Origin of the sequence: Tsuneonella sp. CC-YZS046 (assembly GCF_035581365.1) — a bacterium.
GTDB lineage: Bacteria > Pseudomonadota > Alphaproteobacteria > Sphingomonadales > Sphingomonadaceae > JAWKXU01.
The window spans coordinates 171,294-192,780 of sequence record NZ_CP141590.1 but is presented as its reverse complement, the minus strand read 5'-3'; the positions used below and the strand labels follow the sequence as shown (position 1 = coordinate 192,780).

At 62.3% G+C, this 21,487-nt stretch carries 20 protein-coding genes; 9 read left to right on the top strand and 11 right to left on the bottom strand.

The features are described 5' to 3' along the window. Positions 1-21 precede the first annotated feature (21 nt). Both U8326_RS00975 and U8326_RS00970 read right to left on the bottom strand, forming a co-directional pair. Positions 22-417, bottom strand: coding sequence for a VOC family protein (locus U8326_RS00975; protein WP_324741809.1), 396 nt, complete (start codon positions 415-417; stop codon positions 22-24). Positions 418-428: 11 nt separating this feature from the next. Beyond that, positions 429-782 (bottom strand): c-type cytochrome, encoded by a 354-nt coding sequence (locus U8326_RS00970; protein ID WP_324741808.1) that lies wholly within the window; start codon positions 780-782, stop codon positions 429-431. Between the two features lie 398 nt (positions 783-1,180). Here U8326_RS00970 and U8326_RS00965 point away from each other — a divergent pair, with 398 nt between their 5' ends. The 4 genes from U8326_RS00965 to U8326_RS00950 all read left to right on the top strand — a co-directional run bounded on the left by U8326_RS00965 (position 1,181) and on the right by U8326_RS00950 (position 7,312). Continuing rightward, complete coding sequence (locus U8326_RS00965) at positions 1,181-3,172, top strand: sigma-54-dependent Fis family transcriptional regulator (RefSeq protein WP_324741807.1); 1,992 nt, start codon at positions 1,181-1,183, stop codon at positions 3,170-3,172. Positions 3,173-3,420: 248 nt separating this feature from the next. Next, entirely contained in the window at positions 3,421-5,676 is a 2,256-nt protein-coding gene (locus U8326_RS00960; protein ID WP_324741806.1) for a membrane-bound PQQ-dependent dehydrogenase, glucose/quinate/shikimate family, read from the top strand. Then, on the top strand, positions 5,676-7,007 hold the full coding sequence (locus U8326_RS00955) for an acyclic terpene utilization AtuA family protein (protein WP_324741805.1): 1,332 nt from the start codon (positions 5,676-5,678) through the stop codon (positions 7,005-7,007). Before U8326_RS00960 ends, U8326_RS00955 begins: the two co-directional genes overlap by 1 nt. After that, positions 6,989-7,312, top strand: coding sequence for a hypothetical protein (locus U8326_RS00950; protein WP_324741804.1), 324 nt, complete (start codon positions 6,989-6,991; stop codon positions 7,310-7,312). The genes U8326_RS00955 and U8326_RS00950 overlap by 19 nt, the downstream gene beginning before the upstream one ends. Before the next feature lie 29 nt (positions 7,313-7,341). Here the strand turns inward: U8326_RS00950 and U8326_RS00945 are convergent, their stop codons facing one another. After that, the gene (locus U8326_RS00945) at positions 7,342-8,688 is read right to left on the bottom strand and encodes a hypothetical protein (RefSeq protein ID WP_324741803.1); all 1,347 of its coding nucleotides are present in this window, start codon (positions 8,686-8,688) and stop codon (positions 7,342-7,344) included. 160 nt (positions 8,689-8,848) lie between these two features. Continuing rightward, positions 8,849-9,826, bottom strand: a complete 978-nt coding sequence (locus U8326_RS00940) for a helix-turn-helix domain-containing protein (protein ID WP_324741801.1) — start codon at positions 9,824-9,826, stop codon at positions 8,849-8,851. A 218-nt stretch (positions 9,827-10,044) separates the two neighbouring features. Here U8326_RS00940 and U8326_RS00935 point away from each other — a divergent pair, with 218 nt between their 5' ends. The 3 genes from U8326_RS00935 (at position 10,045) to U8326_RS00925 (ending at position 13,997) form a co-directional block, all read left to right on the top strand. Continuing rightward, entirely contained in the window at positions 10,045-10,422 is a 378-nt protein-coding gene (locus U8326_RS00935) for a nuclear transport factor 2 family protein (protein ID WP_324741800.1), read from the top strand. Positions 10,423-10,509: 87 nt separating this feature from the next. Then, entirely contained in the window at positions 10,510-12,765 is a 2,256-nt protein-coding gene (locus U8326_RS00930) for a molybdopterin-dependent oxidoreductase (RefSeq protein ID WP_324741798.1), read from the top strand. Between the two features lie 188 nt (positions 12,766-12,953). Further along, positions 12,954-13,997, top strand: coding sequence for an NADP(H)-dependent aldo-keto reductase (locus U8326_RS00925; RefSeq protein ID WP_324741797.1), 1,044 nt, complete (start codon positions 12,954-12,956; stop codon positions 13,995-13,997). Positions 13,998-14,106: 109 nt separating this feature from the next. Here the strand turns inward: U8326_RS00925 and U8326_RS00920 are convergent, their stop codons facing one another. The 5 genes from U8326_RS00920 to U8326_RS00900 form a co-directional block, all read right to left on the bottom strand. Further along, entirely contained in the window at positions 14,107-14,487 is a 381-nt protein-coding gene (locus U8326_RS00920; RefSeq protein WP_324741796.1) for an EthD domain-containing protein, read from the bottom strand. Between the two features lie 21 nt (positions 14,488-14,508). Next, positions 14,509-15,294 (bottom strand): SDR family oxidoreductase, encoded by a 786-nt coding sequence (locus tag U8326_RS00915; RefSeq protein WP_324741795.1) that lies wholly within the window; start codon positions 15,292-15,294, stop codon positions 14,509-14,511. A 94-nt stretch (positions 15,295-15,388) separates the two neighbouring features. After that, positions 15,389-17,851 carry a TonB-dependent receptor gene (locus U8326_RS00910; RefSeq protein ID WP_324741794.1) on the bottom strand — a complete coding sequence of 821 codons (2,463 nt, stop codon included), beginning with the start codon at positions 17,849-17,851 and terminating at the stop codon, positions 15,389-15,391. Between the two features lie 47 nt (positions 17,852-17,898). Continuing rightward, a complete protein-coding gene (locus U8326_RS00905) occupies positions 17,899-18,252 on the bottom strand; it encodes a hypothetical protein (protein ID WP_324741792.1) in 354 nt (117 codons plus the stop codon). A gap of 5 nt (positions 18,253-18,257) precedes the next feature. After that, complete coding sequence (locus U8326_RS00900; RefSeq protein WP_324741791.1) at positions 18,258-19,502, bottom strand: aromatic ring-hydroxylating dioxygenase subunit alpha; 1,245 nt, start codon at positions 19,500-19,502, stop codon at positions 18,258-18,260. Positions 19,503-19,738: 236 nt separating this feature from the next. Here U8326_RS00900 and U8326_RS00895 point away from each other — a divergent pair, with 236 nt between their 5' ends. Beyond that, complete coding sequence (locus tag U8326_RS00895; RefSeq protein WP_324741790.1) at positions 19,739-20,059, top strand: 2Fe-2S iron-sulfur cluster-binding protein; 321 nt, start codon at positions 19,739-19,741, stop codon at positions 20,057-20,059. 20 nt (positions 20,060-20,079) lie between these two features. On the opposite strand, the gene U8326_RS00890 is transcribed toward U8326_RS00895, so the two are convergent. After that, the gene (locus U8326_RS00890; protein WP_324741789.1) at positions 20,080-20,205 is read right to left on the bottom strand and encodes a hypothetical protein; all 126 of its coding nucleotides are present in this window, start codon (positions 20,203-20,205) and stop codon (positions 20,080-20,082) included. 56 nt (positions 20,206-20,261) lie between these two features. Between U8326_RS00890 and U8326_RS00885 the strand changes: the two genes are divergently transcribed. After that, a complete protein-coding gene (locus tag U8326_RS00885; RefSeq protein WP_324741788.1) occupies positions 20,262-20,936 on the top strand; it encodes a TetR/AcrR family transcriptional regulator in 675 nt (224 codons plus the stop codon). Between the two features lie 47 nt (positions 20,937-20,983). On the opposite strand, the gene U8326_RS00880 is transcribed toward U8326_RS00885, so the two are convergent. Next, the gene (locus tag U8326_RS00880; RefSeq protein ID WP_324741787.1) at positions 20,984-21,442 is read right to left on the bottom strand and encodes a nuclear transport factor 2 family protein; all 459 of its coding nucleotides are present in this window, start codon (positions 21,440-21,442) and stop codon (positions 20,984-20,986) included. Positions 21,443-21,487: the final 45 nt, after the last annotated feature.

Here is a 21,487-nt window from a genome sequence, read left to right as displayed (position 1 = left end):
GTTTTGCTTATTGTATTCGGTTCAGACGTATCGGCCGTGGTGCTGGAGCACCTCGATCTTGTAGCCGTCGGGGTCCTGAATGAAGAAGAAGCGCGCCATCAGCGATCCCTCGCGGAAGAATTCCTTGATCGGCTGCGGCGCGATCCCGGCGGCTTCCATCCGGGCATGTTCCGCATCCAGATCGGGCACGGTGACGGCAATGTGCCCATAGCCATCGCCATGGGTGTAAGGTTCCGCCCGGTCATGATTGATGGTCAGTTCCAGTTCCACGTCGTTCTCCGGGTTGCGGAGATAGACCAGGGTGAAGCCGTCGAACGGATAGCGGTCGGCCACCTTGAGGCCGAGTGCCTTGTCGTAGAAACCGACCGATTTCTCCTCATCCAGCACGCGGATCATGGAATGAATGTATTTCGCCATGGAATTGGCCCCTATCTTGGAAGTGTATTGAGATAATCGATGATGGCCCGGCGCTTCGCGGCATCGGCCTGCGAATAGACCATGGTCGTGCCGCGAACGGTCGTGCCGCTGTCGGTCAGCCACTTGTCCATGCTGTCCCTGGTCCAGGTCAGCCCGCTCTTCCTGAGGGCGGGGGAATAGCCATATCCGCGCTGGCTTGCGGCCTTGCGCCCGATAATTCCGGCAAGCGAAGGACCGACCCGGATCTCGCCGGGTTTTGTTGCGTGGCATGCGCCGCATTGCTGGCCGAACAGCTTTTCGCCGGACACGGTCTTGGCCTTGGGAACCGCCATCTGCGCGGATGCGGGAATGGAAACGATGGACATGAAGGCGGCACTGAAAACGCATAAGGCTGCACAGCGCATGGCTGCTCGATCGGACAATCGCTCTCTCCCTCGGGCCATTCCGGCATTCGCGTTCATCGCAGCAAAGATCGTGCCACCTGGACGGCACTGACCCCAAGGATAAATAGTCATCTGTTTTTCATGAGAATTTACGAGAAAATCAAAAGTGGCCGATCACCGGCAACCGCCTGGTTGTGTCAGGCCGGTGACACAATCAATGTGTCAGCTGTTTCAGCCGCTTCCCTGAAACAGCCGGGGATTCCACCCTGCGTTTCCCGCTCTTCGCAAGAGCGGCTTCGGCCTGTATAGTCGCCAGCTTGATCGAATGGCGCAAGCCCCGCCGTGAGAACCGGGCATGATCCATCGGGGAGGAAAAGCCTTTGGAACCAGGCAGCATAGCCATCCATGACGCAGCCAGTTCTCTCGACCGGATTTTCGAGCAGAGCATGCGTGAACTCGATCATTCCTGGGAAGCGTTTCTGGGCGGCGCTTCGCGCGACAGGCTGGCCGCACGCAGCCCGATCATCGATTCCTGGGAACGCTGCCGCGCCGCGCAGGTGAATCTGTCCATCACCAACGCGCCGCTGCTGAATGTGGACGGGTTTGAAGCCCGCAGGCGCGAGAATCGGTCGCTGCTGGATGCATCGGCCGATACGCTGGCCGACGCGGCCCGCATGCTGCATGACACCGATGCGATCATGCTGGTGACGGATGCCGAGGGGATCGTGCTGGAAGTGGCGGGCGACGCCGCGGCCGCCCGCGCCGGGATGGATATAGCGCTCAGCGAAGGGGGCGACTGGAAAGAACGATCCGCCGGCACCAACGGCATCGGCGTGGCGCTCGTCGCCGCGCGGCCCATGCTGGTCCATGCCGGGGAGCATTATTGCGAGCGGATGAAGGAATGGAGCTGCGCCGCGGTTCCGATCACCAGCCCGGTCGACGGCAGCATGGCCGGAATATTGAACCTCTCCGCCCGCAGTCAGGATGCCAACGGCAGCCTTGTGTCGCTCGCCGTGTTCAACGCGCATCGCATCGAGCAGGCGCTTGCGCACCAGGCGGAAGTCATGCGCCGGCGCTTGCTGGAGGCGGCACTGGAACGCCCCGTGGCGCAGGATCATGGCCTGCTGCTGCTGGATAGCACGGGCCGCCTCACCTATGCCTCCAGCCTCGCCGCGCAACTGCTGCGGGACAGGCTGGCCCCGCCTTCGCCCCAGCTCATATCCGGCCAACGCGTGTTCCAGCCATCGGACACGGTTTCCGACAGTCTTTTGCCGGGCATAGCGAACGACTGGATCGAGCCGGTCTATCTCGACGGCGAAGTCGGCGGCTATCTGGTCACCGTTCCTTCCGCTCTCCGCGCACCCAACCTGAAGCGGCACCAGCGGGCTGGCGACGAGACGGACCCCAACCGAAGCAGCTTTGCCGCGATCGTGGGGCAAAGCCCCCAAATCCAGACCACCATCGACCGCGCGAGAAAAGTCGCTCGCCTTAAATTGCCGGTGCTGATCGAAGGGGAAACCGGCGTCGGCAAGGAGCTGTTCGCACGGGCCATCCACGGCAGCGGGACGACCGCGAACGGCCCATTCGTGACCTTCAATTGCGGCGCTGTATCCAGGGAGCTGATCGCCAGCGAATTGTTCGGCTATGGCAAGGGCGCCTTCACCGGGGCGAATGCAGAGGGACGGAAGGGGCGTTTCGAGCTGGCCGATGGCGGCACGCTTTGCCTTGACGAGATCGGCGAACTCCCCCTCGACCTTCAATCCTACCTGCTCCGGGTGCTGGAAGAAGTCGCACTCACCCGGCTCGGGGAGAACACGATCCGCCGGGTGAATGTCAGAGTCATCGCAATGACCAATCGCGACCTGCGCCAGGAAGTGGCGGCAGGGCGGTTTCGCAAGGACCTGTTCCACAGGCTTGCGGTGGTGAGCATCGGCATTCCGCCCCTGCGCGAGCGGGACGGAGACATGGAGAGGCTGGTGGAGCACTTCCTGCCGCTGATCGCGAAGAAGCATCAATGTGCCCCGATTTCGTTCTCCCCTGCCGCTCTCGCGCGGCTGCGTTCGCATGATTGGCCGGGCAATGTGCGGGAATTGCGCAATGTCATCGAAACGGCGACGCTCTTTGCCGAGCACGGCCTTGCCGATGTCGATTGCCTGCCGGCCCATTTGGCCATGCCTTCCCCTGCCTGCGCCCCGGGCAGCGAGGCGATCCGCCATCCCGGGCAGGAGCGTCAGGCCATTGAACAGGCGATAACGGCTTGCGCGGGGAATATCTCCGCCGCGTGCAAGGCGCTCGGCATATCGAGATCCACGCTTTATCGCCGCATGGCCCGCAATGGGATCGACAGAACGGCGCTGAGGGCCGCCAACTGAAATAAGTCAGCTGTACGAAAAACTTTCGCGTGGCCCTTGCGCATCGCCGAACTCCTGCGATAGGTCTTCGCCCCAGCCACCCAGACGACAACAAATCCGGTGGCGGGCAAGAGGACCACAAGGCACTTATGACACCTTCCGAAAACGCTTCGCGGCGCCCAGGATATTGGAGCAGTTGGCTGCAGGGAAACGGATCGGATACGTCATCCAGGTGGCGGGCTGACCGCAATCGCCCCGTTCTGGCGATAGTGCTCGGCCTGATCGCGGCGGCGCTGGTTGCCGGCGGCCTCCGGTTGCTGACGCTGGGCGGAAGCCCTTATTATTTGCTGGCCGGGCTTGCGGTCGGCGGGTCAGCCTATTTCGTCGCGCGCGGGGATCGCCGCGGCATATGGCTCTATCTCCTCATGCTCGTGGCCACGGCGGTCTGGGCGCTGTGGGAAAGCGGCGGGAATGGATGGGGCCTGCAAGCCCGCCTGCTCGCTCCGGCTGTCCTCGGGCTTTGGGTGGCGGCGCCCTGGCTGAGGGAATTGGGCGCCAAGGTGACGATCCCGGCAGCTCTCGTGCTCATCGCGGCCGTAGCGGCGTGGCTTTACGGCGCCAATCGCACGCAGGATCTCCCCTATGGCGGCTCTCCCGCAAGCGCCGAGGGGCCGGTCGAATGGGTGCATTACGGCAACGACCTGGGCGGTTCACGGTATTCCCGGGCCGATCAGATCAACGCAGGCAACGTCGCCGGGCTGGAAAAGGCCTGGACCTATCGCACCGGCGTGAAGATGGGCCTCGGTTTCGAAGCGACCCCGCTGATGGTGGGCGATACGCTCTATCTCTGCACGCAGAACAACATCATCATCGCGCTCGATCCGGAAACCGGCCAGCGGCGCTGGCAATATGACCCCAAGGTCAATGCGCCGCCGGGCACCGTCTGCCGCGGGGTGGCCTATTACAAGGTGCCCGACGCAGCGGGTGCCTGCGCGGAACGGATCATATTCGCAACCACCGATGCCCGGATGATGGCGCTGGACAGCAGGTCCGGCGAGGTTTGCACCGGCTTCGGCAATGGCGGCACGATCGACCTCAAGAAGAACATGGGCGAAGTGCGCTTCGGCTATTATTACGTGTCTTCCGCCCCGACCATAGTGAACGGGATCGTCGTGATCGGCGGATGGGTGATGGACAATCAGGAGGTTGGCGAACCCTCCGGCGTCATCCGCGGATTCAACGCGACCGACGGCAAGTTCGCCTGGGCATGGGACATGGACCGCCCGGATTTCCACGGCGAGCCGGAGGAAGGCCAGACCTATTCGCGTGGAACGCCCAATAGCTGGGCGCCCATGAGCGGCGACGAGGCCCTGGGGCTGGTATATGTGCCGACAGGCAATTCCACGCCGGATTACTGGGGCGCACACCGCTCCCCCAACAGCGAGAAATATTCAAGCTCGGTGGTCGCGCTGGATTCCCGGACCGGCCAGGTGCGCTGGCATTTCCAGACCGTCCACCACGATCTGTGGGACTATGACGTGCCCGCGCAGCCCACTCTGATCGATCTGCCTATCGACGGCGCGACCGTCCCCGCGCTGATCCAGCCCACCAAGCAGGGGCAAATCTACGTGCTGGACCGGCGGACCGGAACGCCGCTTACCGAAGTCGTCGAAAAGCCTGTCCCGCAAGGACCGGCCGCGGGCGATTTCCTCAGCCCGACGCAGCCCTTCTCCGTCGGCATGCCCTCCTTCGACGACACCGTCCTTTCCGAAAGGCTGATGTGGGGCGCCACTCCGCTCGACCAACTCTGGTGCCGCATCCGCTTCAAGGGCGCGCGGCATGACGGGCCGTATACTCCGCCCGGCGTCAAGCCGACCGTGTTCTATCCGGGCACCTTGGGCGGCGTGGACTGGGGCGGGGTTTCGATCGATCCGCAACGGCGCTTGCTGGTGGTGAACTGGAACCGCGTGCCGATCTACATGCGGCTGGTGCCAAGGGCCGAAGCGGGCGACATCCAGCCGACCGAAACGGGAATGGTCCATATGGGCGACCCGACCGCGCAGGCGGGCACGCCCTTTGCCGTGCTGAACGAGCCGTTCCTTTCTCCGCTGGACATGCCCTGCACCCAGCCGCCCTTCGGCATGATCGGCGTGGTCGATCTCGATAGCCGCAAGCTGCTCTGGCAAAAGCCGCTGGGCACCAGCGCGGATAGCGGGCCGATGGGGTTCCGATCCACCTTGCCGCTGCCCATGGGCGTCCCCAACACCGGCGGAACCTTGTCGACCGGCACTGGCCTGATCTTCATCGGCGCCACCCAGGAAAGGCTGATCCGCGCCTTCGACAGCCGCACCGGCAAGCTGCTGTGGAAAGCCCCGCTGCCGACGGGCGGCCATGCCACGCCGATGACCTATGTCAGCCCCAGGAGCGGCCGCCAGTTCATCGTCATCGCGGCGGGCGGCAATGCTTCGCTGCGCAGCCCGGCGGAAGATTATGTGATCGCCTACGCTCTGCCGAAGGCGCGCTGATGAGCGGAACCGACGACCGCATTGTCCGCACCATCGCCTGCGGCGCGGGCTTTGCCGGCGACCGCACCGATCCCGCCGTGAAGCTGGCGGAATCCGGGCAGGTCGACACCATCGTGCTGGAATGCCTGGCCGAGCGCACCCTTGTCCCCGGGCTGAGAGCGCGGCGCCGCGATCCCGGCAGCGGCGCAGATTCCCGGATCGAACGGCGGCTGACGCCGATCCTTCAATCTCCGGCGAGCAGCAAGTGCCGGATCATCTCCAACTTCGGGGCGGCCAATCCGGTATCCGGCGCGCAACGGATCGAGCGCCTTGCAAAGGATCTCGGCCGGTCCGGAATGCGCATCGCGGCGGCGATCGGTGACGATGTCCGTCATCTGGCCGACCGGATTGCATGGGACGGGTCGATCGAGGGCGATTTGCTGGGCGCCCATGCCTATCTCGGCACGAACGGCATCGTCGAGGCCGTCGAGAACCAGGCCGACATCATAGTCACCGGCCGCACCGCCGATTCCGCCCTGTTCGCCGGCGATCTCCTGCCGTATCTCGATGGCAGCGAGGACGCATTCGCCGGTGCAATCGCGGTGGGACATCTGCTCGAATGTTCCGGGCAGCTTACCGGCGGCAATTTCGAGGCGCCTGGCGTTCCGCCGCTTGGCAGCAGCGACCTTGCCAATCTCGGCTATCCGATTGCCCGCGTCTTTGAGGATGGGACGGCGGAAATCACGGTGGTCGATGGAAGCCCCGCGCTTATCAATCGGCTGACCTGCACGTTGCAGCTGCTTTACGAAGTGCATGACCCGTCGGCCTATATAACGCCCGATCTGACCGTGGATTTCAGCGGAGTATCGATCGAGGAGATCGGCCCCTCCCGCGTTCGCGTCTCGGGCGCCCGCGCCGCAGACCGGCCGGCGAGGCTCAAGGTATCCGGCTTCGTCGACCGGCCCGGCGCGATCAGCGATGTGGAGATCGCCTTCGCCGGGCGCGGAGCGCTCGACCGGGCGCGCCGCGCCGCCGATGTCCTGCGCCTTCGCCTTGCGCATCTTCCGGAGCAGGATCTCAGGATCGATCTGGTCGGGCTCAATTCCGTGCTGGGCGCCGCATCGCGCGCCATCAACAGCGAACCGCCGGAAGTGAGAGTGCATGTCTCCGCGAAATTCGACGATGCCGGCGACGCCCAGCTGGCCGAAGACGAAGTCTATGCCCTTACCCTTTCCGGCCCAGCCGGCGGATGCGGGGTCCGCAGCGAGCAGCGCCCCCGGCTGGAAGTGGTCAATGGCTACATCGACCGCGAACTCGTGAAACCTTCGGTCGAATGGAGCAACATCCCATGAAGGTGGGGGACATCGCATGCGGCCGGTCCGGCGACAAGGCGGACACGCTCGACCTTACAGTGGTCGCCGTGGGACAGGATGAATATGCACGCCTGGCAGAGTTCCTGACCGTGGATCGAGTCCAGGCCGAATTGAACCGGGTCATGCCCGGCACCGTCCAACGCTATGCCCTGCCCGGCCTGCTGGCGCTCAAATTCGTGATCCAGAACGCCTTGCCGGGCGGGGTTTATGCCAGCCTGCACGCCGGGCTGCACTGGCAGAAGGCTGCAATCTATCTGCTGCTGGACATGGATATGGAAACCTAGGCGATCCGATACCAGCCGGGGCGGGGCCGTCAGTATTCGAGCACCATCGCATGATCGGAAAGGTCGAGACAGACCGAGCGCACCGAACCGAGGGTATCTATCGGCTCCTTGCCCCGGGTTATATCGAATATCTTCACCGAAACCGGCGAGCCGAAATCCACCCGGGCCGGATCGCTCCCGCTGACGCGCTCACCCCAAACAACCACTGCCCGCTTGCCCGTGCTTTTCGCGAAGGCCAGCGCATGCACCGCAGGTGAATCCGTAGCGAACTGCACAGTTCCCGGCTTTGGATCGGCGGCCTTCGGATCGTCTGCCAGGATCGCGGTCAGATTGTGGATGTAATGGGCGGCGAGCTTGAGGCGATTGCCCGTGTAGAGCCCTTGCAGGCTCTTGCCGCCCTCATTGTCCCGCAGTTGATAGAGGAAGGTATAGGTCCAGCCGCGATGGAACTGCGCGAGATAGGTGTTGACCAGCACAGCGCCCTGTCGATGCTGTTCCCTGGCATCCGCGCCGGCGGGGAAACCTGTTTCCGTGGAGACGCGCGGCAAGGATGGAAGCTGATCGTCGCTATAGCCGGGAAACCTGCGATGCCATGTCCGCCCGTGATTGGCGACGAGCCCGTTCCCTTCCCCCCACAGCGTCGGATCGGCGGCATTCCAGGCCTGGTTATCGCCATAGTGATTATCCACCCCGCCGACATAATTATGGACATTGGCATAGTCGGAAAACACCGTGCCTTCCGGCAGCAACGTGTCGGCGCCCTTGGGTATCTTCAGGAACTGCAGCCCGGCATTTTCGGTTTGCGCGCCGGTTTCTGACGGGCCGAACACCGGATATTTGCCGAGCACCCGGTCCGATTTCACCTGGGCATAGAGATCGCGCTGAAGCTCCGCGACCACCACCCAGCCGTGGCTTCCCCCTCCCTTGCGCCACTTGTATTCTATCGGAAAATTATTCGGCTCGTTCGGCCCCTCGACAGCCAGCAGGGCATCCGCTTTCGCCAGCATTCTGGCCACGCCCATCACATGCGGGATATTGCCGGTGGAGATCAGGGAGAACCGCACCCCGGTTTCCCGCGCCAGATGAAGCATGTTGTTCACATTGCGATTGCCGTCCCGCACTTGCCGCACGCCGAGATAGTGCAATGGCTCGATGTAGCTGTCGGGATCGTATCCCTGGTCGATATGAATATTGACCCCGAGGGAGTCGAGAAAGCGGTTGACCGGCACCGAAGCCAGCCTGACCGGCGCGGCCTTTATCGTGCGGCTGTCGCAGCCGTAGTCTCCGGCAGCCTGGGCCGCCGGGGCGGCAAGCGGCAACATGCCACCCAGCAAGGCAAGCGCGGACGACAACGCGCGGAATCTATCGAACGGCATGGGTCACACCCCATCAGACGGGTAGGTTCGACACTCGTATCACCGGCCCTTGACCGGCTGAAAATGGTTTTCGGGAAGTTGACCTGTGCCAGCGGGAGATCGTTCCGCCGACCCGCGATCAAGAGCTTGATCCCGGACTGTCCCGCAAAGAGCCCTAGCCTTACGAGCGGAACTCCGATGGGGAGCGGCCATATTCCTTGGCAAACAGCCGCGCGAAATAGGACGGATCGCTGAAACCGAAGCTGGCGGCGATCCCGGTTACGCTGTTCCGGGAAAACGCCCTGGAGCGCAATGCGTCCGCCGCGCATTCGAGCCGGCGCTTCCTGATATAGGAAGAAAAGGTGACGCCAAACTGCGCCATCACCCGTCGCATATAGCGGTCGCTCAGCCCCAGCATCGCCGCGCATTGCGACGCGGAGAAATCTTCGTCCGACAGATTGTCGTCGATCAGGCTGGTGATCCTGACGAAATTGCGCCGCAGATAGGAATAGGTGTCGGGCAGGGCGTCGTCCGGTTTGAAGCCGCTGGACAATATGTCCAGGGTCATCCGCAGCGCATCTTCGCGCCCTTTTTCGGAAAGCGCGTCGATCACCCTGTGCAGGGTCAGCAGGTGGGAGAGCAGCAGGGGCGAAAGCTCATGCTCGCGGCCCAGCCTTCTCCCCAGGAAATGGCGCAATGAAAGCGCCCTGCGATCCATCACGGCGCGAGGGAGAAAGATATTGAGGCAGCGCGTTTCGGCGCTGGTGGTGAAATGGGTCGGGCTGGAAACATCCCACAGGAACAGATCGCCCGCGGTGACGGTTTCCGCCTGGCCGTGCTGGTGGATCTCCGCCTGCCCGCACAGGAAGAGATTGATGCCGATATACTCATCGTGGCGGCCGATATGGCCGGTCTTGCGGTCGGCGCGACATGCCCCGAAAATGATGTCGGAATAAACCACATCCTCATGCCGGCGGCTGAACAGCGCGCCCTGATAAGCGCCCGCCCGTGGCGTGACGTCCCAATCGAAAAGATTGCTGCACCAGTCGCCCCGAAACGATGCGATATCGTCATAACGCGTGTAAGGCGGCCGAAAATCCGCCATTCCCGGGATATTGCCCAAAAGCTGGACCGACGCGCCCGAAGCCGCGCTCATCATCTGTCTCCCACTATCGCGGCTCAGGCCCGATTATGGCGAAACTCTACCCCATGCGCGCGCCTCAGTCCACCACAGGCCCCTCATGGCACACCTTCGCGAAAGCCGATTTGTCCGGTATTTTGGACCGCAATGGCCGAGCCTGGACTGGCTTGCCGCGCCTATCCTCGCGCATACCCCGTAGGCAGGAATGCAGGCGCCAAGTTTTGGAGAGGACAAGCATGACCGACATCAAGCAAGTCGCGCTGGATTTCATCGAGGCATATAACGCCAAGGACTTCGAGCGGATGACCGATCTGGTCGAGGAAGACATGGATTTCGCGCATTACAATCGCGGCTACAAGCTCGAGAAATGGAAGGACCTCCTGGCAATCTTCCCCAATTTTTCGGAGCGCCTTTCCCCGGACCGGCATTTCGCCGAACCGACCCGGATCACGGTCGGCGACAATCTGGTAATCATCGAATCCAGTTTTTGCGGAACCGCCCAGGAAGACATTCCCAACTGGGCGAATGCGGGCGAGACATACGACCTCAAGCTTTGCACGATCTTCGGATTCAGCGCGCGCGGCCGGATCAACGAATGGAAGGATCACGGCTGAACCGGGGAACGCGGTTCGAGCAAGGCGCCAGTGGAGCAGCACTACCCATGCCGAGGTGAAGAAGCGGAACGGTCGGAAGGTGAGACGATGGGCAAGGCTGAGCAAGCGGGGGATGTCGAGGTCCATTATCGCAGCTGCGGGTTCTGCGACCAGCATTGCGGCACGGAAGTCACCATAGACCGGGCCACCCGGCAAGTCATCGGCGTGCGGGGGGACAAGTCCGATCCGCTCAGCCATGGCTACGTCTGCCCGAAAGTCTATGCCCTCAAGGATTATCACCACGATCCGGAGCGGCTGACCGCCCCGATGATAAAGCGCGATGGCCGGTTCGAACCTGTGAGCTGGGACGAAGCGCTGGATTTCACCGCCGGGCGGATCAAGGATATCCAGCGCCGATATGGCAAGAATGCCATCGCTTTCTACTTCGGGACCGGCCTCGCCCATGTTCCCGCGCTGTGCCTTTACACGCCCCTTCTCGCCACCACGCTGGGCACGACCCAGGTCTATTCCTCGTCCAGCGTGGATTGCCATCCGCATTTCCTGACCACCACCACCATGTTCGGCAATCTGGGCGCGGTGCCGGTGCCGGATGTCGACAACACCGATTACCTGCTGGTGATCGGGGCCAATCCGGCGCAGTCCAACGGCAGCTTCATCATAGCGCCTGGGATGCCCGCCCGGCTGAAGGCGATCCAGCAGCGCGGGGGCAAGGTCGTTGTCCTGGACCCGCGCCATACGGAAACCGCCAAGCTGGCGGACTGGCACCTTTCGATCCGGCCCGGCGCGGATGCCGCCGTGCTGTTCGCGATGGTCAATATCCTGTTCGATGAGGATCTGGTCGATCTGAAGCATATCGGCGAATATGCTACGAAGCTCGACCGGCTCAGGGAACTGGCGAAGCCCTTTTCGGTGGAGGCCGCCAGCCGGGCCAGCGGCCTGGCCGTCGAGGATATTTACACGCTGACCCGTGAATTCGCCGCCGCTCCGCGCGCCTGTATCTATGGGCGCATCGGCTCTTCGATGCAGTTGTTCGGATCGATCACGAACTGGCTGATCGTCGCCATCAATGCCTTGACCGGCAATCTGGACCGGCCCGGCGGATCGATGTTTCCACGCGGGGCCATCGATTCCATATTCTTTTCAGACCGCTGCCAGGACGGCGTTCTGCCCCATGGCCGGTGGCATTCGCGCGCGACCGGCCTGCCCGAACTGGCCGGCCAATTGCCGTGCTCGGCCCTGCTGCCCGAGCTTGAAACCCCGGGCGAAGGCCAGATCCGCGCGCTCATCACGATGGCCGGCAATCCGGTCCTGGCCACTCCCAATGGCGGCGGCCGGCTGACGCGCGCGCTCGAGAAGCTGGATTTCATGCTGTCGTTCGACATCTACATCAATGAAGCCAGCCGGCACGCGGATGTGATCCTGCCTTCGGAAAAATCGCTGAGCCGGTCCGACTTCACCCTGTTCTACACCTTCTTCATGGTGCGGGACTATCTGCGCTACGGCTCGCCGATCTTCGAGCCGGCCGAAAATTCGCGAACCGATGCCCAGATCATCTCCGGGCTGGTCGGAAGGCTGTTGGGCACAAGCGCACTCGAAGCGGACGAACGCGCGCTGCGGATGCTGCACCAGCAATTGATCGATCAGGGCAACGCGGTCGCCGCGCGATTCAGCTTCGATCAGGTGCTGCAGCATCTGGGCGCGGAAGAAGGCCAGGATCGCATGTTCGATCTGCTGGTGCGAACCGGCCCCTATGGCGATCATCTGGGCGAAAATCCGGACGGACTCACCGTGGCCAAGCTCAAGGCCATGCCGCATGGCGTGGATTACGGGCCGATGCGTTCTCGCATAGAGGAAATACTCTATTTGCCCGGCGGCAAGATCGATTTCGCGCCCGAACCGATCATTGCCGATATACCGCGCTTCCAGCGCTGGCTGAATGGCAGCCAGCCGGAAGGCCTGGTGCTGGTCGGCCGCCGCCAGATCCGTTCATTCCAGTGGATGCACAGATTCCCCACGCTCAACAAGGGGCCGCATATGTGCACCCTGCTGATGAACCCCCGGGATGCAGAGGTGCGCGGCGTTCAACATGGCCAGAAGGTCAAGGTGAAGTCCCGCACCGGGCAGTTGGTGGTCGAGGTCGAATTGAGCGAGGAAATGCGCGAAGGGGTGGTCAGCCTGCCGCATGGCTGGGGCCACGACGAGCCGGGCATACCCGGGGATTCCGTCGCAAAGTCGCGCCCCGGCGTGAACTATAATCTGCTGGCCGACGAGACGCTGATGGACATCCCTTCCTGCAACACCATGCTCAATGCCATTCCGGTCGAAGTGGAATGCGCATCCTGACCTCCTGAGTGCCAATGCAAGGGGCAAGAGCAGAGCGGGCCAGCCGGGCGGATCGACACAAATCCCGAAAATTCGACGACTTCCGGATGCTGGGCGTTCATATTTTCATCGCTCAAGGAAATCTTTGATCGCATTGGCATTTGGCTGCGCTATGGAGACGCCGCACCATCGCAACAGGGTAAACGCAAATGGAATATAGGCCGCTCGGGCGCACCGGAATCAATGTAAGCGCCATCTGCCTGGGGACAATGACGTGGGGTTCGCAGAACAGCGAAGCCGAAGCGCACGAGCAGATCGACTACGCGCTCTCGCAAGGCATCAATTTCCTGGACACCGCCGAAATGTATCCGGTCACCCCGGCCCGGGCGGAAACCATCGGCCGGACCGAGGAATATATCGGAACCTGGCTGGCCGGGAACGGCGGGCGCGACAAGATCGTGCTCGCCACCAAGGTTTCCGGCCCATCGCGCTGGATTCCCATTCGCGGCGGCGACAATCATCTTGACCGGCGCAACATCGAACTGGCGATCGACGCCAGCCTCAAACGGCTGCAGACGGATTATATCGATCTCTATCAGGTCCACTGGCCGGATCGCGGCGTGCCGGTCTTCGGCAAGCGCGGCCTCGACGAGATCGCCGATGCGCCGGGCACGGCGGCAATCGAGGAAACGCTGGATACCCTGGGCGGCCTGGTCCAGTCAGGCAAGATCCGCCATGTCGGCGTTTCCAATGAAACGCCATGGGGCGTCAGCGAATATCTGCGCCTGTCGAAAGAGAAGGCTCTGCCCCGGGTCGCATCGATCCAGAATGCCTACAACCTGCTGAACCGGCTGTTCGAGAGCGGGCTTTCCGAGTTCAGCCTGCGCGAAGATGTCGGATTGCTCGCATATTCCCCGCTGGCCGCCGGTCATCTCAGCGGGAAATATCTCGGGGGCACCATACCCGCCGGATCGCGGCTGGACGTGGCCCGGCAATTCGTCCGCTACAATGTGCCCCAGCAGGCCGACGCCAGCGCCCGCTATGTCGCGATTGCCCACGCCTTCGGGCTGGACCCCGCGCAGATGGCGCTCGCCTTCGTGAACAGCCGCTCTTTCGTGACCTCGAACATCATTGGCGCCACCACGCTCGATCAATTGAAGACCGACATTTCGTCGATCGACCTGAAACTGGACGATGAGGTTCTGGCGGCGATCGAGCAGGTCCACCGCGTGTATCCCGATCCCTGCCCATGATCGCGGCGAGGCATTTGGGCTAAAGCCAGCGTTACCCGCAGCGCCCCTTCCCTGAAAGAGCGAAGGGCCGCCGCGGGCTGCCTGTCCAGAATATCCCGGCCAGCCTGCGCTATTTGATGGTGTTGAATACCTCGAATTCCCTGGTCAGGAATGCCGCGGTGCGCGTGGTGTCGACGAACACCGCTTCATCCTCCGCCAGTATCATGCTCGCCTCGGCCGCCGCCTGAGAGGCGAATGTCCGGCGCAGGGCATTCTCGCTGTCCCACCACAATTCGGCGATCCCGTCCGGCGGGCTGGCCCAGCCGCGGCTGCGCGCGAATTCCTCGATTTCCGGAGAAGCCACGGTATGGCTCTGCACATAGCGGACGAAACCCATCGCATCCTTGTGCCGGGTGACGAGGCGGGCATGTTCGTCGCTCCACCGCGCCGTGAATTCCTCAAGGCTCATTCCCGGCTTGCGCCAGGTCGTCGCCACCATCTTTATCAGCATAGTTCTACTCCCAACCTTCCTTCACCAGGCTACCATGCCCCCGTCGATCACCAGTTCGGCGCCAGTAACATGGAGGGCTTCGTCCGAGGAAAGATACAGGCAGCCATAGGCAATCGCTTCCGGCCCGGCGAAGCGCTTGACCGGCGCATAGGCCGTGAAGCGCGCCTCCGCCTCGGCCGGGTCCGGCTGGTTGTTCAGCATGGTCCGCATCTGCGGAGTCTCGATCAGGCCGGGATGGATGGAGTTCACGCGGATATTATGCGGCGCATGCGCCACCGCGGCGGCCTTGGTATAGGTCCGGATCGCGCCCTTGGAGGCATGATAGGCGGCGAAGCCCGGAGAACCGACAATTCCATAGACCGACGAGATATTGACGATCGCCCCGCCGCCCCCGGCGATCATATGCGGGACAGCGTGCTTGGTGCACAGGAACGTGCCCTTCGCATTCACGTCCAGCACCCGGTCCCATTCCTCTTCGCTGGTATCGATGTCCGGCTTGGAGTTTTCCATCCCGGCATTGTTGATGAGAATATCGATCCGGCCGAACCGCTCGACGGTGTGCCGAACGATATTGCGCACCATCGCATCGCTGCTGACATCCAGCTCGACGAAATCGGCCTGATGGCCAGCCTCGCGGATGTCCTGGGCCACCGCCTCGCCCAGCGCGGTCTGGATGTCGCCGATCACCACGCTGGCGCCTTCGGTCGCGAAAATCCGGGCCGTGGAATCTCCGATGCCGGACGCGGCGCCGGTGATGATGGCGACCTTGCCATCGAGCCGGCCGAGGCCCTTATGCGATTTGCTCAAAGCACTCTCTCCCGTTTCTCTTTATGATCTCCCTGCATGGGCGGCTGAAATTTCCGCCTCATGGCACTGCCCGGGAACTCCGGGCCGCATGCGATCAGATCTTGAACGACACGGTCACGCCATATTCCGCCGGGCGGCCGATATAATTCACATGCACGTCATAGTTCTCGACCCGGTTTATCATGTAGTATTTGTTGAAGATGTTCTTCCCCCACAGCCACACGCGCCAGCGGTCATCGGATGCGCGCAGGCCCGCGGTGGCATTGACCAGCGCATAATTGTCGATCTTGTAGTCGGCACGATCCTGCGCCGTGACCGCGAGAGTGCTGTAGGACGATGTCTGTCCGTTGACGCCGGCGCCCACGAAACCCCCAAGAGAGTCACCGAGCGAGAAATCGTAATCGAAGCGGATCGAGTAGGACAGTTCGGGCGAGAACGGCAGGTCGACGCCCTTGAAGGATGCCAGGGTCGGGTAGCGCAGCCCGTCCGTCCCGACGAACGAGCCGATGGCGCCGTCATATCTCTTCACCTTCGCATCGAGATAGGTGAGGTCGCCCGAGATCTTCAGCCCTGCGAAGGGCATGGCCACCACGCTGAGTTCGGCCCCCTTCACCCGCGATTTCGGCACATTCTGCAGTTTCTGCAATCCGCCGAAGATCGGGTCCACGAATATCGTGAGCAATTGCTTGTTGGTGTAGTCATAATAGAAGCCGGCCATGTTCACCGACAGCTTCCGGTCGAACATCTGCAGCTTCATGCCCACTTCGTAGTCGAGCAGGCTCTCCTGCTTGACGGGTTCGACCGCAGTATACAGCGCAGCCGAAAGGATGGGAAAGCTGCCCGATTTGTAGCCTTTGGCGACATTGGCATAGAGCAGGACATCATCGGAGGGCTTGAAGTCCACGCCCACGCTCCAGGAAGTGCTGCTTTCCTTCAACTTCCCGAAGTAGCGCCCGGTCTTGAGGTAGGTAGCCGGATCGACCGGCGATCCATCGGGATTGACCCGCGTGTCGATGAGGATGGAATCCCCTTCCGCCAGCGGCGGCGTTCCCGGAAACAATAGGGGATAGATGATATTGAAGAATTCATTGGTGGTCAGCGTCATGCCAGGGGGCTTGGGCATGCCCGGCGCGGAATAGCCCGCCATGTTGCTCCAACGGTTGGACTGGGACTGTCTGATGCCGCCCTTTACGGTGAACTGGTCGCTCACATCGAATTCGATGTTGGCGAAGCCCGCGTAGTTTTTCATTTTCTGGTAGTTGTCGTCCACCACCAAGCCGAAGGAGTTCAGCGCTGCGTTGGTGCTGTCCTGGCTGTAGAGATCCCAGATTTCGCCGGTTTTGGTGCGTTCGTAATTGGCGCCGATCACCCAGCGAATGCGGTCCTGCCCGCCGTTGGCGATCCGCAGTTCCTGATTGAAGGACTTCGCATCGCCCTTGTGGTTGGCGAACTGGTTGACGACCAATGGCGTCGCATCGGAATCCGCCTGATTGAGAAACTTCAGCCGATCATAGGATGTCAGCGCCGTCAGCGTGATATCGTCGGTGACGGCAAAGTCCGTGCGCAGCGCGACCTGCCAGAAACTGTTGCGGGTGAAGGGGCGATATTCCCCATCGCTCCAGTCGGCGCCGCGTATACTGCCCTTGGGCGGCGGCACCAGATTGATGACCGGCCAGGTCGGGGGCACCACGCTGATCCCGGCCGATCCTGCCGGGTTCTGGATGCTGAGGCGGTCGAGTTGCGGGGCCTGAGGCTCGTCCCGGTCACGCCAGCCATTCACGTTCAATGAGAACTTGAGGCGATCCGAGGCATCCCAATCGACCAGGAAGCGACCGGCCACATTGTTCTTCTCGCCCATGCGATCGTCGCGCGAGAAACTCTTCTGCCAGCCGTCCCCCTTCTCGATCCTCGTGGCGAAGCGCACTCTCAGGTCATCCGTCACCGGCCCGCTGACAAACCCGTTGAATTCCAGCGTGTTGAAGCGGCCGTAACCGATGGATCCGCCTGCGGAAAATTCCCGCGTCGGCTTGGCCGCGATGAAGTTGATCGCGCCGGCGGTGGCATTGTTCCCGAAAAGCGTGCCTTGCGGCCCCTTCAGGACTTCCACCCGTTCCAGGTCGAAAACCGTCTTGCTCGCCATGACCGGCAGAGGCAAAGGCGCCTGGTCTATGTAAAGGCTGGTGGACGGGTAAGCCGCCAGGGTGGCTTCGTAGAAGCCGACGCCGCGCAGCGTGTAGACCGGCGTGTTATTGGTGGTGGGCGCATAGGCAAGACCGGGCGTGACGCTGGCGAGGTCCTGCCCACTCGCCACGCGCAGCTTGACCAGATCATCCGCTCCCAGCGCAGTGATGGTCGCGCCCACATCGCTCAAATTCTGTTCGCGCTTGTTGGCGGTGACCACGATTTCGCCTGCTCCCCCGCCATGCGCGGCCGGCCCGGCATCGCTATCCGCCGATGCGGCATCCGGCGCCGATTGGGCATAGGCAAGCGAAGCCGGCGCAAGTGTAAGCAGGCAAGCGCCAAGCAGAACGCTCCCCTTGGAAAAATCGTTTCCCATTATGCTCTCCCGATTAATTTTGTTATGATTGAGTTGGTTATGTCATTTCAGAGTTCTTCTGGAGTGATGATTTTCATTTCGTTGGGCCATGGCGAGTTGGCGACGCGGGCCTCGCCGTGGATTTCGATCGACATGGAGGCCTGGGCGAGCGAGAGGATGAGGCGCTTGAGGCGGGTTTCCGGCCCCGGCATGTCGCGCAGGGGGAACTTCTCGAGGTGGTCCATCGCCGCGTCGGCGCGGGGGTAGACCGCGTGGTAGAACCGCTCGATCTCGGCCATGGTGGTGTCCGATCTCTGGTAGCGGCGCGCATCCTGCCCGGCGACCGCCCAATAGGGCACGAACTCCTCAAGCTCCTCAAATCCCTCGGGCAGGCAGCGCTCGCCGGCCGGCACCGTCACCATGTTCCTCATGCGCAACGCTCCAGCGCCTCTTCCAGATTGGCGGCCTGGGTGAACTCGTCGACCAGATGCGCGAAGCGCCGGACCAGCACTTCGTTGTCCTGCAGGATCATGTGATGCTTGGCGCGGGCCGCAATGCCCTTCTGGGTCCGCTCGACATTGGCCACGTCTTCCAGCACGACATCGGCCAGGCGAGCCAGATAATGCTCCTGGTGGAACGCTTCCCGGATCGTCTCCGGCCTGGGCACGAAGAAGTGCATCTCGTAGCGCGTGTAGTCCGGGCGGATCGGCCAGATCTCATGGGTCCAGAAGCCGCCGCCCGCCACATCGAGATGGAAGTTCGGGAAGAACTCGTTGATGTCCATCGACCAGGTGTTCGACTTGGCCGGATTGACCGAGCGATGGGCGCGCAGATCCTCGGTGTCGCCGGACTGGTTGGCCGCCAGCACATTCTCCGATTGCATGTGCTTGTAGGCCAGCTGCTCCACCAGCTGCACTTCCTGCGGCTGGTAGTCCGGATTGCCGAACAGCGAGATCGAATGATGCGGGCCGAAGAACTCCGCGTTCTGCAGATGGCCCGCCGGATCGGACGGGGACGAGAAGTTGGGGCCGATCGTCTTCGCATGCAGGATGGGGATGTGGTAGGACTCGCTGAACGCATCCACCACCAGCTTCCAGTTGCACTTGAGATAGGTCTGGATCGTCACATGCCGATCCGGATTGGGATAGGGGATGTCCGACAGGAACTCGCCCATATCGCCCAGATAGTCCCTCAGCCCGACCGTGTTGTCCGGATTGAGGTTGATGAAGATCCAGCCGTCCCAGACGTCGCACTGAACCGCCTCGAGCCCGCATTTGGACTTGTCGACGCCGAAGAACTTGTCCTCGTCGAATATCGCCAGCAGCCGGCCGTCGCTGCCATAGGTCCAGTTGTGATAGGGGCAGCGGAACATGGTCTTGCGCGAGCCCTTCTCCTCCCACACCACCTGGTTGCCGCGATGCGAGCAGACATTGTGGAAGGCCCGGATGACGTTGTCCGCCCCGCGGGCGATCAGGATCGAGGCGCCGCAGATCTCGACTTCCTTGACGATGTAGTCGCCCCGCTCGGGCAGGTCCTCGACCCGGCCCATCTTCAGCCAGACCCGGCGGAACACCCGTTCGCGCTCCAGCTCGAAGTAATCGGCCGAGCGATAAGGCTCGAGCGGCACCGGCCCTTTGCCCAAGCCCGCGGCTTCGGTAAAATCGGATCGCATCGGTTCTCTCCTCATTGCCGCGGGCTTCCTTGATCGAGCCGCGGTCGACGGGGCGCTTGCCTCGGCGGGGTATCCCGGTGAGTCAGCGCCCATCCTTTTAATGCATGTAAAGTTTAAACGGTGTCAACTTTTTTATCCATTAAAAGTTGACCTCCCGCAGAACGCCATGCCATTTGCGCCCAGCCCGCCAGGCAACCGCCCCGCAAATCCAAAGGAACCGTCTTCGGCAAACCACCATGGCAACAGTGACGATCCATGTTACCACCCGAACCGGCGCACAGCTGGCGCTCGCCGCCCAGGCCGGGCGTCCGCTCATGGAAGCGCTGCGCGACGAGGGGCTGGTGGAGGCGCTGTGCGGCGGCCAGGCCGCCTGCGCGACCTGCCATGTCCATGTCGACGAGCCATGGATGGCGATCGTCGGGCCAGCGCAGAGGCAGGAGGCCGACATGCTCGACAGCAGCCTGGAGAAGCGCCCCAACTCCCGCCTGAGCTGCCAGATCCTGGCCGAGCAAAGGCTCGAGGGCCTTGCACTCACCATCGCCCCGTTCGAAGGCTAGTTCATGCGATTGCAGCACGGTTATGGATTGGCGATGCGCTCCGCGCTTGCCGCCGCCATGCGGCGCGGTGCAAATCCGCCACGCCGGGCCAGGCCCGGAACAACGGGATTCCATCGCCCCTCGAAATTGGTCATATAGTCAACCATGGGGATGACGCTCCGCGACCCGGAGCCGCGACCAGGGCAAGATCGGCAAAGCGATAATGAAACTGGAAGACAAGAAAAACCGCCGGCGCCAGCAGATCATCGCCGCAGCCGAGGAACTGGTCAGGGAGACCGGATCGACCGACTTCTCCATGCATGCCCTGGCGTCCCGCGCCGGCTTCAGCACCCCGACCACCTACAATCTGATCGGCTCCAAGGGGACGGTCCTCTATATCCTGCTCAACCAGTATCAGGATCGCCTCGACAACTCGCTGCTGCGCCTGGAAAGCTCCGCCGATCCGTTCGAGCATGTCCTCCATGCCGCCGATGTGGCGGTCAAGGTCTACACCGCCGATTCCGCCTTCATCCGCTCGCTCATGCGCTTCCTGCTCGGCATCCCCGATCCCGTCCACCGCCCCGCCTTCATGACCCGCGGCTACCAATATTGGTGGCGCGCCTTCCAGGACCTCGAACGCCACGGCCATCTCGGACAAACCCTCGGCATCGACGACCTCTCACGCGACTTCGTCGTCTTCTTCTCCGGCGTCATCGACTTCTGGGTCCACGAAGAACTCGATGACCAGCAGTTCCATCTCCAGGCACGCCTCGGCGTCATCATCAGGCTCCTCGCCATCGCCAGCGACAAAACCACACAGCGCAAACTCCAAACCGAACTCCAATCATGCCGCAATAATATCAAACCCCTGTATAAAGCGCCCAGCATCGACCCATAAAGCCTGTCCAAGAACTCAGCGGCAGATCGCGGAACAATATCCTGGCTCTAGGTGGGCGTCGTGAACATTCCGCTGCGATCACCCTTGCTCCAGACGAAACGAAGATAGGCATAGCTGATCTTCCAGCCATCGTCGGTCTTGCGAAAACGCCAGTCATAATGGCCGCCAGTGATGACATGCTCTCCGGGCTGGCCCACATCGGGTACACCGATGAAGATCAGGACCCCGGTGCCGGTCGCCTCGTCACCAGAAACGCGGAAACGCGTATTGCCGACCAGATGCTCCTGATCCTGAAACACCTTCATCTGCCCGTCGCAGGCTTCGAATATCTCCTGCTTGCCGTGCAGCGACCCGAATGAATTTTCGAAAACGGCATCCTCGGTCCAGCATTCGGCCCATTCCCTGTAACGCTTCTCGTCGCCCAGGCGCTGGTAGTCATGCATGAGATCATACAGGGCCAGCTTGCTCTCGATCTCCGTCAGTCGCTCTTCCACACTTTTCGTCATGCCGCGTCTCTCCCATTGGCGGGCTTATGTTGGGCAATCCCCACA